This is a genomic window from Methanothermobacter sp. (genome assembly GCF_030055435.1).
Lineage (GTDB): Archaea > Methanobacteriota > Methanobacteria > Methanobacteriales > Methanothermobacteraceae > Methanothermobacter.
In genome coordinates, this window is record NZ_JASFYG010000007.1 from 90,333 (window position 1) to 103,342 (window position 13,010).

Annotated in this window: 14 protein-coding genes and 1 pseudogene; 12 read left to right on the forward strand and 3 right to left on the reverse strand. The window is 49.7% G+C overall.

The features are described 5' to 3' along the window. The first annotated feature begins 28 nt into the window (after nt 1-28). Complete coding sequence (locus tag QFX30_RS08560; RefSeq protein WP_300490910.1) at nt 29-943, forward strand: radical SAM protein; 915 nt, start codon at nt 29-31, stop codon at nt 941-943. Here the strand turns inward: QFX30_RS08560 and QFX30_RS08565 are convergent. Continuing rightward, nucleotides 940-1,662, reverse strand: a complete 723-nt coding sequence (locus QFX30_RS08565) for a tRNA-binding protein (protein WP_300490913.1) — start codon at nt 1,660-1,662, stop codon at nt 940-942. The genes QFX30_RS08560 and QFX30_RS08565 overlap by 4 nt on opposite strands. A gap of 168 nt (nt 1,663-1,830) precedes the next feature. Between QFX30_RS08565 and QFX30_RS08570 the strand changes: the two genes are divergently transcribed. From QFX30_RS08570 to QFX30_RS08585, 4 genes are read left to right on the forward strand one after another with little or no spacing between them, the layout of a single operon-like run. Then, entirely contained in the window at nt 1,831-2,160 is a 330-nt protein-coding gene (locus QFX30_RS08570; protein WP_300490917.1) for a PRC-barrel domain-containing protein, read from the forward strand. An 18-nt stretch (nt 2,161-2,178) separates the two neighbouring features. Beyond that, nucleotides 2,179-2,943 (forward strand): aspartate dehydrogenase, encoded by a 765-nt coding sequence (locus tag QFX30_RS08575; RefSeq protein ID WP_300490920.1) that lies wholly within the window; start codon nt 2,179-2,181, stop codon nt 2,941-2,943. Between the two features lie 7 nt (nt 2,944-2,950). Beyond that, complete coding sequence (locus tag QFX30_RS08580) at nt 2,951-3,706, forward strand: tRNA(His) guanylyltransferase Thg1 family protein (protein ID WP_300490923.1); 756 nt, start codon at nt 2,951-2,953, stop codon at nt 3,704-3,706. Next, nucleotides 3,687-4,133 carry a Mov34/MPN/PAD-1 family protein gene (locus tag QFX30_RS08585; RefSeq protein WP_300490926.1) on the forward strand — a complete coding sequence of 149 codons (447 nt, stop codon included), beginning with the start codon at nt 3,687-3,689 and terminating at the stop codon, nt 4,131-4,133. Before QFX30_RS08580 ends, QFX30_RS08585 begins: the two co-directional genes overlap by 20 nt. Nucleotides 4,134-4,218: 85 nt before the next feature. Here QFX30_RS08585 and serA read toward each other — a convergent pair whose 3' ends face one another. Then, on the reverse strand, nt 4,219-5,787 hold the full coding sequence (gene serA, locus QFX30_RS08590; RefSeq protein ID WP_300490965.1) for a phosphoglycerate dehydrogenase: 1,569 nt from the start codon (nt 5,785-5,787) through the stop codon (nt 4,219-4,221). Between the two features lie 46 nt (nt 5,788-5,833). Here serA and QFX30_RS08595 point away from each other — a divergent pair, with 46 nt between their 5' ends. Together QFX30_RS08595 and QFX30_RS08600 are read left to right on the forward strand one after the other, a co-directional pair. Next, a complete protein-coding gene (locus tag QFX30_RS08595; RefSeq protein WP_300490929.1) occupies nt 5,834-6,634 on the forward strand; it encodes a hypothetical protein in 801 nt (266 codons plus the stop codon). A 163-nt stretch (nt 6,635-6,797) separates the two neighbouring features. Further along, a complete protein-coding gene (locus QFX30_RS08600; protein WP_300490932.1) occupies nt 6,798-7,265 on the forward strand; it encodes a hypothetical protein in 468 nt (155 codons plus the stop codon). A gap of 20 nt (nt 7,266-7,285) precedes the next feature. On the opposite strand, the gene QFX30_RS08605 is transcribed toward QFX30_RS08600, so the two are convergent. Then, a complete protein-coding gene (locus tag QFX30_RS08605) occupies nt 7,286-8,221 on the reverse strand; it encodes a transcriptional regulator (protein WP_300490935.1) in 936 nt (311 codons plus the stop codon). Nucleotides 8,222-8,241: 20 nt separating this feature from the next. Here QFX30_RS08605 and QFX30_RS08610 point away from each other — a divergent pair, with 20 nt between their 5' ends. From QFX30_RS08610 to QFX30_RS08630, 5 genes and pseudogenes are all read left to right on the forward strand, one after another. Next, a complete protein-coding gene (locus QFX30_RS08610; protein WP_300490939.1) occupies nt 8,242-9,522 on the forward strand; it encodes a tRNA(Ile)(2)-agmatinylcytidine synthase in 1,281 nt (426 codons plus the stop codon). Between the two features lie 155 nt (nt 9,523-9,677). Next, nucleotides 9,678-10,973, forward strand: coding sequence for an MmgE/PrpD family protein (locus tag QFX30_RS08615; protein WP_300490942.1), 1,296 nt, complete (start codon nt 9,678-9,680; stop codon nt 10,971-10,973). A gap of 101 nt (nt 10,974-11,074) precedes the next feature. After that, the gene (locus QFX30_RS08620) at nt 11,075-11,974 is read left to right on the forward strand and encodes a peptidase (protein WP_300490945.1); all 900 of its coding nucleotides are present in this window, start codon (nt 11,075-11,077) and stop codon (nt 11,972-11,974) included. 1 nt (nt 11,975) lies between these two features. Further along, on the forward strand, nt 11,976-12,818 hold the full coding sequence (locus QFX30_RS08625; protein WP_300490948.1) for a fumarate hydratase: 843 nt from the start codon (nt 11,976-11,978) through the stop codon (nt 12,816-12,818). Nucleotides 12,819-12,835: 17 nt separating this feature from the next. After that, a pseudogene (locus QFX30_RS08630) lies at nt 12,836-13,010 on the forward strand (citryl-CoA lyase); the annotation flags it as partial.

Sequence of the window (13,010 nt, forward strand, 5' to 3'; positions counted from 1 at the left end):
CATTAAAAGAGTTACATATACTTATTTTATGGACGAACTCAGGAACTGCAGCCTATGCGAATGGAGGTGTGGTGCAAACCGTTCCGCAGGTGAGAGGGGAGTCTGCGGGGCTGCTGAGACTGAAATCGCCTATACCTCAATTACAGATGTCCTGAAAAGTTACGCCATAACCTTCCTGTCCTGCCCATTCCGGTGTGCCTACTGCAATGCCTACAGGATATCACAGTACCCTCACTCAGGATGGGTTTACAGGGGTTATGTGAAACCTGAGGATCTGGCAGTGGAGGCGCTAAGGGAACTTGAAGCACATGGCATATCAAATCTGAGCTTCACTGGCGGTGAACCCACAATACACACACCCTACATCGAAAGGATGCTGCATGAAATAAAGGGTGAAGGCGATGTTGATGTCATAGTGGCAACAAATGGATTCCAGACACCCGAGACTTTAAAGCGCATCATAAGGTTTACCTCACTTTTCAGTTTTGAGATAAAGGCCTTTTCAGATGAACTCCACAGAAACCTGACAGGGGCACCCGTGGCTCCTGTACTCCGGAACGCAGCCTACCTTGCAGAGAAATTTCCTGAAAAGATAAGGGTCTTCAGGACGGTCGTGATACCCGGCATAAACCACCATGAGATCGGGGAGATAGCATCATTCATTGCAGAGATAAATCCCGAGATCCCCTACCGCCTGATAGGTTTCAGACCCAACTTCCTCCTCTACTACCACATGGGACCTGACAGAAAACTGATGGAGAAGCTGGTGGATGAGTGCAGGGCAGAGGGCCTTGAGAGGGTTGATTATTCTGGCTACTACCCTCTATCAGAATTAAAGCTTGAGGACCGTCTGAGAAAAGCAGGGTGCAGTCTCCCAAGGGACTGTGGAAGGTGCAGCAATGAAGTGTGCAGGGCGATTCTCAGGGAGCCATGGAGGGGTTAACCAGCCAGGAACTCCTCGACCAGGTTCCGTGTCTCGTTGAGGGCCTCAAGGGGTATCCCCCTTGGCATTTCCCCGGGTTTTCCCTCAACATCCCTCAGAACACCGTCGACACCAAGGAACATTCCCTCACTCACAACACCCATGAAGTTCTGGGGCGGCAAAAGGGCCACGGCCACCCTGTCCTTCTCCCTCACATCAGGGTCATTTGTGACAACCTTTATGGACCTCCCACCCACATTAACATTGCAGATCTGAAGTTTATCCGCGGAGGGGTGTCCCCCAACACTCATAACCTCACCTGCAACTATATCAACTGCAATAACAGGGTCTGATATCTTCCCTAGCATCAACCGGCCCCTGAGGTTTCCAATGGTGTTCAGGAAGAACTTCACCTTTGCTATGTTCTCCTCAACCCTCTCCCTCTCATCCCTTGAGGCCTCATCAAGGAACTTACGGCTCCACTCTTCACCCCCAAGGGCATCAGTTATCACCTTAAGTTTTTCATCAATACTCTTCATCTCTGAACTTGCTGCAAGGTCCTCTGGTTCAAGGTATGAGTATATGAGGCTCTGCAGTGTCCTTTCAATCTCAGATGCCAATTTAATGGCAGGTTTCTTTTTCCACTGGCCCCTGAAACCACCTGCCTCAAGGGCCCTCCTGAAGAGGTCAACCGCCTTAACTGCAACCATGAGCCTGTAATCCTTACTGGTGTCCCACATTTTGATCACAATCCGGAATCATTTTTTAATTCCAGTAACAGCCTTTTTATTCCTGCCACTACAGTAATCTGTTATTCCCCTATAACTATTTAAGCTATAAACAATAACATTAACCAACAGTAGGGTTATGCAGCAGCTCTACATGTTTAACTGTCCGGTGGTGGAAAAATGGTTGAATTATCCAGTCTATATGGACTTGAAATATACACCTCAAGGGGTAAGTACGTTGGGAGGGTTCAGGACGTTGTCCTCAACATCAAGAAGGGACGTGTCTCAACACTGAAAGTCCGTCCAATGAGGCATGATAAGAAGAATGTTGGTATAAAGGATGTCCTCAAGACCAGCATAAGGATAGTCCCTGAATCAGATGAGATAAGACCCATAAAAGAGGAGGGCATCATCGACATAAACTATGAACGTGTCCAGGCGGTTGGAGACATACTCATAATATCTCCGGATGTTTCAGTGGAGAAAAAGGTAAATCCCCTTGAATCCTGATTTTTTCTGTGTGATGACATGATCGTGGGTATAGTGGGCTGCGGCGCAATAGCCAACCTTATAACGGGTTTCGTGAGGGATGGTAAGGTACCCGTTGAACTGGGATTCTTCTATGACAGGGACCTTGAGAAGGCAGAGAACCTGGCATCCATGGTTGATGGGACTGCGGTCCTTGATGTTGCAGATATGCTCCCCCATGTTGACCTTGTGGTGGAGGCCGCATCACCTGAGGCCGTGAGGGAACTGGTCCCCGGAATACTTGAGGCAGGCAGGGACGTCGTCGTTATGAGTGTCGGCGCCCTCATGGACCCTGAATTAAGGAGCCTTCTTGAGAGGAAGGCCTCAGAGAATAATGCCAAAATACATGTACCCTCTGGGGCCATAGTGGGCCTAGATGGCCTGAAGGCAGCATCCATGGGCAGTATAGAGTCAGTTAAACTTGTTACAAGGAAACCACCACGGTCACTGGGTATAAGCATGGATGAGAAGAAGATCCTCTACAGTGGTAAGGCATCAGAGGCCGTTAAGAGGTTTCCACTCAACATAAATGTGGCAGCAACCCTCAGTCTCGCCTGTGGACGGGATATTGATGTTGAGATAATAGCGGACCCGGCAGTTGACCGTAACGTCCATGAGGTGACCGTTAAGGGGGACTTCGGGGAGTTCAAGACTATAACAGAGAATGTCAGGTGCTCCATAAACCCCAAGACAAGTGTGATGGCCGCCTATTCCGCCATAAGACTCCTTAAATCCCTCAGTGAGAACATGCATATTGGAACATGATGGTATGATGCGGGAACATGAAATCTACTCAAACCTCAAGGTGCCGCTGTCCTCCCGCATAGTACTGAGGCTTGATGGGAGGGGCTTTCACAGGCTAACAGCAAAGGCAGGGTTTAGGAGGCCCTATGATGATGTCTTCCGTGACCTCATGGTTTCAGCGTGCCTTGAGATCATGAATGAGTTCAGCCCATCATTCATATACACCTTTTCTGATGAGATCAATGTACTCCTTGATTCTGTTCCATTCTCAGGAAGGGTTGAGAAGCTTGACTCGGTCTTCCCGGCTTTTGCATCATCATCATTCACACTTAGTGCCATAAAAAGGGGTTTATCACTTTACAAACCTGTTTCATTTGACTGCAGGGTCATACCACTGGGCAGGGAGGTGGTCTGGGAGTACTTCAGGTCAAGGCAGGATGAGGCCTGGAGGAACTGCCTCAACAGCTATGCATACTGGACACTGAGGGATGAAATGGATAGAGATGATGCCGCAAGAACCCTGAATGGGATGAAATCAGATGCCCTCCATGAGCTGCTCTTTGAGAGGGGTTTGAACATCTCAGAGGTTCCTGCCTGGCAGCGGAGGGGTATCGGGGTCTACCGGGCTCCGGTGAAGGTGAAGGGCTACAATCCCATAACTGAGAGGGAGGTCTCTGCGGTGAGGATGAGGGTGAAGGTTGACATGGAACTTCCACTCTTCACAAAAGAATTTTTTGAGGGAATTCAGGGTTTTAAGGAACGTAATGGATCAGAGAGTGCCTGATAGAATGGGTTTAATTGAAAGGATCCTTGATTTTATGGGTGTAAAACCGGTAAGAAGTGTGCTGGTCGATTCCGATGTCATGGAGGAGGCTCTGGAAATCGCAAGAAGGTCACATCCACATGAATTTGTGGCGCTCCTTGAGGGAAAACAGGAGGGTGATGCACTTCACATCACTGGCCTCATATTCCTGCCATCAAGGACCTCTGATGAGGGTGCTGTTATGGATGTCCTGATGCTCCCACCCTTTACAGGTATTGTGGGGTCGGTGCACTCCCATCCTGGCCCCAGCAATTTACCTTCAGGTGCTGATATGCAGTTCTTCTCAAAGAATGGTCTTTTCCATATGATAATAGCACACCCCTACACTTTAGAAACGGTTGCAGCCTATACAAGGCAGGGTGTGACTGTTGGGTTTGAGATTGTTTAAAAAGGAATATTTTGTTTTTGGGATTATTGGGTCTAGTTAAATTATAAAAAAGGGATTTTTAGGGGGGGTCTAATTGTTGGTAGACTTATATTTCTATTGCAACAGCATCGTCCACGTTCTCAAGTTTCTTGACCTCATCTATGACCTCAGAGGGGACACTCTGGTCAACCTTGAGGACCATGACGGCCTCTCCACCGATCTCCTTCCTTCCAACCTGCATGGTAGCTATGTTTATCTGGTGCTCACCCAGCTTGGTGCCGATGGCCCCTATAGTACCTGGGAGGTCCCTGTAGCGTGCTATTATCATTGTACCCTCTGGCTTCACATCCACCCTGTATCCATTGATACCGATTATCGTGGGCTCCTTGATATGGGTGGCCTCCACGCTGAACTCGCCCCTGTCAGAAACAGCCCTTACCATTATTATGGACCTGTAGCCATCAGCCTCTGACCTCTTGGCCTCTGTAACCACGATACCCCTCTTCTTTGCAATTGTCGGTGCATTTATGAGGTTCACTGGTTCTGTGAGTATGGGGTTCAGGATGGCCTGCAGCATGGTCCTTGTGAGGATATCAAACTGCATATCTGCAAGTTCACCGCAGTAGGTGACGTCCAGTTTCTCTATGTTACCTGGGAGGGCCTGTGTGATGATGCTGCCCAGTTTCTCTGCGATTTCGGTGTAGGGTCTGAGGGACTTGTAGGTTTCCTGGTCCAGCACTGGCATGTTAAGGACGTTCCTGGGTGAACCTCCCTGAAAGACAGTTTTTATCTCATTTGCAACTATTATTGCGGCGTCCCTCTGGGCCTCAGCTGTTGAGGCGCCTATATGTGGTGTGAGGACAACGTTCTCAAGTTCAAGTAATGGGCTACCCTCTGGGGGCTCCTCCTCGAATACGTCGAGGGCCGCTCCTGCTATTTCACCATCCTTCAGGGCCCTGTAGAGGGCTTCCTCGTCGATTATACCTCCACGGGCACAGTTAACTATGAATGCGGTTTCCTTCATCAGTTTAAGTTCATCCTCTGAGATGAGGTGCCTTGTCTCTGGGGTGAGGGGTACGTGTATGGTCACAATGTCGGATTCCCTTAGGAGTGTTTCAAGGTCTGTGACGGTCACACCCATTTCCTCGGCGGCCTCCCTGCTTATGTAGGGGTCATATACCAGTATGTTCATTCCGAAGGCCTTTGTTCTTAGAACAACCTGTGAACCTATACGGCCCATACCTATTATACCGAGGGTTTTGCCGTTTAGCTCTATACCCATGAACCTGTTCTTCTCCCATTTACCCTCCTTGACGGATTTATCTGCAAGGGGGATCTTCCTTGCAAGGGCTAGCATGAGGCCTATTGAATGTTCGGCAACTGTTATGGATGTTGATTCCGGGGCGTTTATGACCATTATACCCCTCTCTGTGGCAGCCTTAACATCCACGTTGTCAACGCCCACACCCGCCCTTGCGATTATCTTGAGGCGGGGGGCTGCCTCTATGACTTCCCTTGTGACCTTGGTCCGGCTCCTCACAACTATGGCATCGAAGTCCTTTATGGCCTCAAGGAGCTCCTCGGGTGTTATGGTTGTGTTAACCACAACCTCCGCCACCTCTTCAAGTTCAGATATTCCCTTTTCATTGATGGAATCAGCAATAAGCACTTTCATATCTGGCATAATTTCACCACACTTATCACAATGAGGATCTTATAGAATGATAGAGGAATCTATAGAGGTAGGGTATATTATAATTATTGGTGTCATGGAGGATGATGTGATGTTCACTGGTTCAGTTACTGTTGATGGAGTTGAGCTCCCGGAGGCATTCCTGGGAAGCGCACCGTTCACCGCGGCACCCTACTTTGGGCACCGCTCAAGGCTGTATGAGATGGACCTCAAAAGGAGGCCTGAAAACATTGCGGAGGTGCTCATGGGGGCATATGATGCGGGTGTGAGGGGATTCCAGGTCATCCCTGAGGATCCCGTGCTTGAGGCGCTTGAAATGGCAGTTGATGCCGGGTGCAGTTTTAGACTCATGGGCACAGTTCGGGAGGGGCGCCTTGAGGAGGACCTAGAGACACTCATGGATCTTGGGGCCAGCGCCGTTCTCCTTGATGAGCACTACACGGATCTTCTACCAGTCGCTGAGGTGGCTGAGATCCTTGATGATATTGAGGTCATATCTGGCCTCATAACCACAATGCCAGGGTCCACCACCAGGCGGCTCATTGATGAGGGGGTTGATAACTTCCAGCTTTACATGATACCCCTCAACAGGCTGGGTTATATGATGGATTTCCCGGTCTTCCTTAAGGAGGAACGGGCAAAACTCAGGGATCTACTCCTTGAACTGGGAAAGGTTGTTGTTGCCGAGAAGGTACTTGCAGCGGGGATACTATCACCAGGGGAGGCCTTTAAATTCCTTGAGGGTGCTGACTACGTTGATATGGTCACTGTGGGTGCGGCATCTGTTCCTGAAGTGAAAGAAACATTCGGGGAACTCTTCAGGTTATGATCTTGCCTCTGAAGCATGACCCCACTCCATCATCATATTTAATATTTTCTATAGGAATGAAATCGTAAAATAGAAGTTAATGTTTTAACATTAACATGTTAAAGGACACCTCCCATTGTTCATGAATGGGCTCCCATCTGCTCAGCGTATATGGGGTGTGGTTATGGATACTGCGACAAAGGTGCTTGTTGTAATCTGTTTTATTCTCATAGGGGCCCTGGGCTTTATCTCAGGTATGTTCCTCAAGTCACCCCATGATGGGGATCAGTACTACAATGTGACCATCACCGGCGATACAGAAGGTGGTGGGTCTTCAGGTCCCAGCTGGCACAGGGTCATGACATTCACAGGCTCTGAATCGGATTACCGCTATGTTAACATCAGGGGCAACAGGCTACGCGTTGTTTTTTCAGCGAGTCCATTGGTGAATTATGATGTGAACAGCATCACCGTGGATGTCCTCAGGGACGGATACACTGTGGCCACTGACACCGTGGACTGGGGACCCACAGAGTCACCTGCAAGAAAGAAGAGAACCCTTGAGGTTGAGGGGAGCCCTGGAGAATACTGCATCGCGGTTTATGCAAACGAAATCAGGGACTGGAAGGTCACGGTGTGGGATTACTACTGAAAGCTGATAATGGACAGGGTTCAGCTACAGGTCTTCCTTTCCGCTATCACCTTCAGGAACTCCCTGCTACTTTCCATCTCATTTATCTCCCAGCTCTTGATCACAGGTACACCATCGAGGTTCTCACTTATACGGGGGTTATCAATGATAAAAACAGATTCTGAGCCACTTACAACTGACAGGTCCCTCAGAGGCACAGCCATCCTCCTTAGAGTCCTGGAGTTCCTCCCCTTCTCAAGGTCCGTTATGACGGTACTCTCAAAATTCAGTTCCTTTGCAACTGCATCAAAGGGGGTCCTCTGGGTCTCGATCATCCCGAACCCAATATCACCCAGCCTTCCCTTTGGCCTTATTTCAACTTCATCCCTCTCAGGGACACTTAAGATGTCAATTGAGAGGGTTATCCTTATGTTGAGTATCTCCTCGAGTTTCATGGCTGTTTCAGGCGAGGCCCTTGCAAGCCCATTCTCATACTTGTAGATGGTCTTGCGGGATACATGGGCCATGTCTGCAAGGTCCTTGAGTGAGAGCTTGTAATCCTCACGGACCCTCCTTAGGGTTCTCCCATCTATCTGCACATAGTAACCGCCACGATCAGCTATCACCTCAGGGTACTCCCCATCAACCACTATGTTCCTGAAGGTTTCAGGGGTAATAACAGGGATACCGTGCCTCTCATAGACAACATCCTCCTCAAGGTACTCTGTCTTTGACCTTATACCAATGAGGAGTGGTGATGCAAGGAAGGTGCGTGCAAGGGTTTTTATCTCATTGGCCTGGAAACTATTTATACTATCAATGTTCACAAGGACCTTAAGCAGAAGTAGAAGGAGTTTTCTCCTGGCCATGAGGTCAAAGCAGCTCCTATCATATATTTGAGATGTTTCAAATCCGTTGCTGGTAAGAAGTTCGTGTATTTCCCTTAATACATCTTCCCTCTTAACAGATTTATCCAACTGGACCACCGGGTGATTTAATGTACAGAATTCATGTGGGTATAGATGATACCGATTCTCCAGACGGGATGTGCACAACCTATATATCATGCTTTATAATCCATGAACTTAAAAGTTGCGGTTTCAACCTTGAGGGTTACCCGCGGCTCATAAGACTGAACCCCTTCGCGCCCCACAAGACCAGGGGTAACGGTGCAGTGGCATTCACTGTGTTGGCTGAATCAGAGAATGAAATGGATGATATCAGAGATATCGTCATTGGCAATGTTGAGGGACTTGCAGAGCTTGATAATGACAGAACAAACCCTGGGGTGGTCTTTTATACAGGTGAGATCACAGATTCCATGAGGGAATTTGCAATATCTGCTATAAGGAGAATACTCAAAATTGAGGATGCCATGAGGGTTGCAGAGGAGGTGGGGGCAGAGGTTCATGGATTCAAAAGGGGAAGAGGGATCATAGGGGCCCTTGCAGCCATCGGCTGCCCCCTTGAGGACAGGACATATGAACTTCTCACCTACAGGGTCCCTGAAAACTATGGAAAACCCCGTCAGATAGACCCAGAATCTGTGAGGCTCATGGACACTGAAACAGGCGATGAGACCTTTGACAACATTGATGGTGATTACATTGCAATAGAGCCCCATACACCCTGCCCAATACTCTATGGTATACGTGGCGAATCACCTGAGGTGCTCCTGAAAGCCATGGAGATGGTTCGTGTCTATGAGGAGATAGAGAGGTTCTGCATCTTCGAGACAAACCAGCACACGGACCAGCACATACAGGATGCAGAGAGCATAGCTGATATGGAGATATTTGGATGCTACCGCATCAGTGGCAAGGTGCTCGACAAACCTAGGGTGATTGAGGGGGGTCACGTATTTTTCACCCTTGGTGACGACTCTGGGAAAATCGAATGCGGTGCCTATGAGCCCACAAAGGACTTCAGGAAGGTCATACTTGAACTCATACCAGGGGACAGGGTCACCGTTTATGGGGGTATCGGGGCCCAGGGGACACTGAACATTGAAAAGATACACCTTGAGAGGGCCGCTGAGCTCTACATAGAGGAAAACCCCCTGTGTACCTGTGGCAGGCGCATGAAATCCGCAGGCAGAAATAAGGGGTTTAAGTGTCCCGCATGCGGGCGGAGGGTAAGAAATTCCAGAAAGGTTAAGAGGGTACTTGAGAGGCCCCTGAAGGAGGGCTACTATGAGGTCCCCACCTGTGCCAGAAGACACCTCTCAAAGCAGCTTGTGAGGATGGGAATATCTAGCGGCCCTTACCCATCTGCCTGAGTCAGGTAGAAAGTGGGGATTGATAAGGTCTTTAGCCGTCTGGCTGGGTTAGGTGGAGGATGAGAATTTCTGGCGGCTGTTATCCCTCTGAATTAATAAAAATGGAAACCTTTATAACAATCACTGTTATATTTAAAGGCAACATAGTAGCATCAATGATTACAGGAAAGCTTGCAGAATTTGTATCATCACTTTCATACAGGGACATCCCTCCTGAGATCATTGAAAAGGCAGAAATATGCCTTCTGGACTTTCTGGGGGTTTCACTCAGGGGTTCAGGGGAAAGGAGCGGCCTTACGGCACTCAGGGCACTGGGTACCGGCGAGGGAAATTCGACGGTTATAGGTCATGGCAAAGGCTCTGATGAAAGAGCTGCCCTCCTCAATGGCATATTCGCCCATAATCTGGACCTTGATGACGGTCACAGGGGGGCCCAGATGCATCCAGGCGCATGCGTGATTCCCGCGGCCCTTGCAGCTGCGGAGGTCCTTGATGTGGAGTTCAGGGAGTTCATAGCAGGGGTTGTGGCAGGGTATGAGGTGGCCATCTTCATGGGCCTCCTCGCAAATCCCGGCCATAGGGCTAGGGGCTTCCACACCACAGGCACCTGTGGAACATTCGGGGCCGCCGCAGCCGCAGCCAGCGTAATGGGCCTTGACTGTGAGGAGACAGTCAATGCACTGGGACTTGCAGGAACCCAAGCAGCAGGACTCCTTGAATCAGACCATGCCGGGTCAATGGGCAAGCACTTGCACGCCGGGAGGGCGGCCCAGTCAGGACTCATATCTGCAAAGCTTGCTCTGGAGGGTTTCACGGGGGCAGAGTCCATAATTGAGGGAAAGGAGGGATTCCTCAATGCAATGTGCCAGCCCCCATCAGAGTTACCTGAAACTGGTGTCTTCCATATAGGAGACGTTTACCTCAAGAGGTACCCTGTCTGCAGGCACCTGCACTCTGCCCTTGACTGTGCCCTTGAAATACTTGCAATGACCAAGTTCTCTGCATCAGAAATAGATGAGGTCCTTGTGGAGACCTATGATGTTGCAGCAGAACACGACAACTATTCCCCAAAAACTGTTGAGGCAATAAGGCAGAGTTTACCTGTTTCACTGGCCATACTCTTTGAGAAAGGGGATCTCAGGGTTGAGGACCTTAAAATATCCTCCAGTATCAGGGAGATGGTATCAAAGATTAAAATAATAGCGGATTCAGAGATGCAGGGTATGAAGAACAGGAGGCCTGCACGTGTAACAGTGAGACTCAGTGATGGCAGTGTTCACACGGCTTTCAGAGAGCTTCCAGCAGGGGAACCAGAGAACCCCTACACGTGGAAGGACATCATTGAGAAGTTCGCCCTCCTGAACCCTAGTTACGGGACAGATAAACTGGGGATCCTTAGTGAAGCATGGTCAGAGAATATCTCAGAGGTAATCTCTGAGGTCCTTGATTGATGCATTATATGGAGCTCGATATTAGCTCACTGATTGACAAATGCTCAGAAAAGTCCTCTGGGCTACTTATTAAGGGTATTAATTAACTGGAGGTGAAAAATTTGGAAAAAACCCGCATATACCTTGATAGAATTGGAATAGGAGTCCCCGAAGGTGAATCAGAGAAGAGATTCAGTGATGGTGGACAGTACCGCTTTGAGGTCCCTGGGATACAGAGGCCTGGGGCCATGAGGGCCCTCCTGGATGCCATGGAAGAATATGATGTCAGGGTCCACAGGGTAACCCAGACAAAGGGGATAATGCTCCTCACCGACGGTGAAATTGAGGAGATGGCTGAACTGGCCCGTGAAGCCGGCATCGAACTCTTCCTGAGTGTGGGTCCCCGGGCAACGTATGATACAAGTGCATCTGCAAGGACACCTGAGGGTTCAAGGATAGGTTACAGGCTCAGGGGATATGACAACCTGGTGTATGCGGTTGAGGATGTTCGGAGGGCGGCTGAACTCGGTGTGAGGGGCATAGTGGTCTACGACGAGGGACTCCTCTGGGTTCTCGGGAGGATGCGAGGCGACGGTGAACTGCCAGCGGACCTCCACTTCAAGGTCTCAGCCCACTGCGGGCACGGTAACCCTGCATCAGCACGGCTACTTCAGGATATAGGTGCCGATTCCCTCAACCCTGTGAGAGACCTCCAGATACCCATGCTCGCAGCAATAAGGGAGGCCATTGACATTTCAATCGATGTCCACACAGAGAACCCCAAGTCATCCGGTGGATTCATAAGGCACTACGAGGTTCCTGATATCATAAGGTACGCATCCCCGGTTTACCTCAAAACAGGCGGATCTGTGGCAGGACACCATGGATGGGACACCACAGAGACACAGGCACGTGAGAGGATAAGGCAGGTTGTGCTTGTGAGGGACATGATAGAGCGTTACTACCCTGAAGCTGTGTTATCATCTGGGAAGGACCTTGCGGTACCTGTGGGGGGAAGGTAGATTGGATATAGCGGCACGGGTGAGGGACGCCCTTATAAGGGCAGGCACAACCACACCCCCAGATGTTATGCGGGCATATAAGCGGGCACTTGAAAGGGAAGAGGATGAAAAGGCCGCATGGATCCTTGAACTTCTCATTAAAAATGCCAGGATAGCCGAAGAAAGCGGCAGACCCCTCTGTGACGACACGGGAATACCCCACGTCATCGTTGAGGTGGGTGAAGATGCCTTCCTGCCGGGTGGCTTCTTCAACCTCATAAGGAGGGGGATTGCTGAGGGCCTCCTTAAACTTCCAGGAAGACCCATGGCCGTGCGGGGCGATGAGATTGAGAGGATAGAGCAGAGCCAGGGCCTCTACAGTGACCCGTCAAAACTTCCCCCAGCACCATTCCTTGTTGACTCAGTCCCGGGAGACGAGGTCAGAATCCATGTTCTCCTCCTTGGGGGCGGCCCCGAGATAAGGGCAAGGACCAGAAGGGTTTTTCACAGACACAGCTATAGAAAAGTATTTGAGGAAGTTCTGACATGGATGAAAACAGAGGTCCCTTTACTTGGATGCACCCCGTGCATACCGGTTATAGGTATTGGGAGAACTCATTTTGAGGCCACGAGCCTTATGCTCAGGGCAATGGCCACCGGAAGCCTTGATGAGCAGTCTGAAATTGAGGATTACATTACAGAATCCCTTAACAGTACCGGAATAGGGCCCCTGGGTCTTGGGGGATCCACAACAGCCCTTGGTTCCCTGGTGAATGTGGGGCCTCAGAGGGCTAGCGGCGTCAGAATAGTATCAATGAGGCTGGCCTGCTGTGTGGAGCCGAGAAGGGCAACCATAAAACTGTAGATCTCTGAGGTGAATGAATGGCTATAGGAAAGGATTCGCTTGAAAAAGTATTCAGGATGGGTTCCCCGAAGTGGAGGACTTCCATTACTAGGGTGGAGCCTAATCGGATTGTTACCAGGGGTTATTCTCAGGAGGATTTGATTGGTGGTGTTTCTTTTTCTGAGATGGTTTACCTGTTGATTCGGGGTGAGC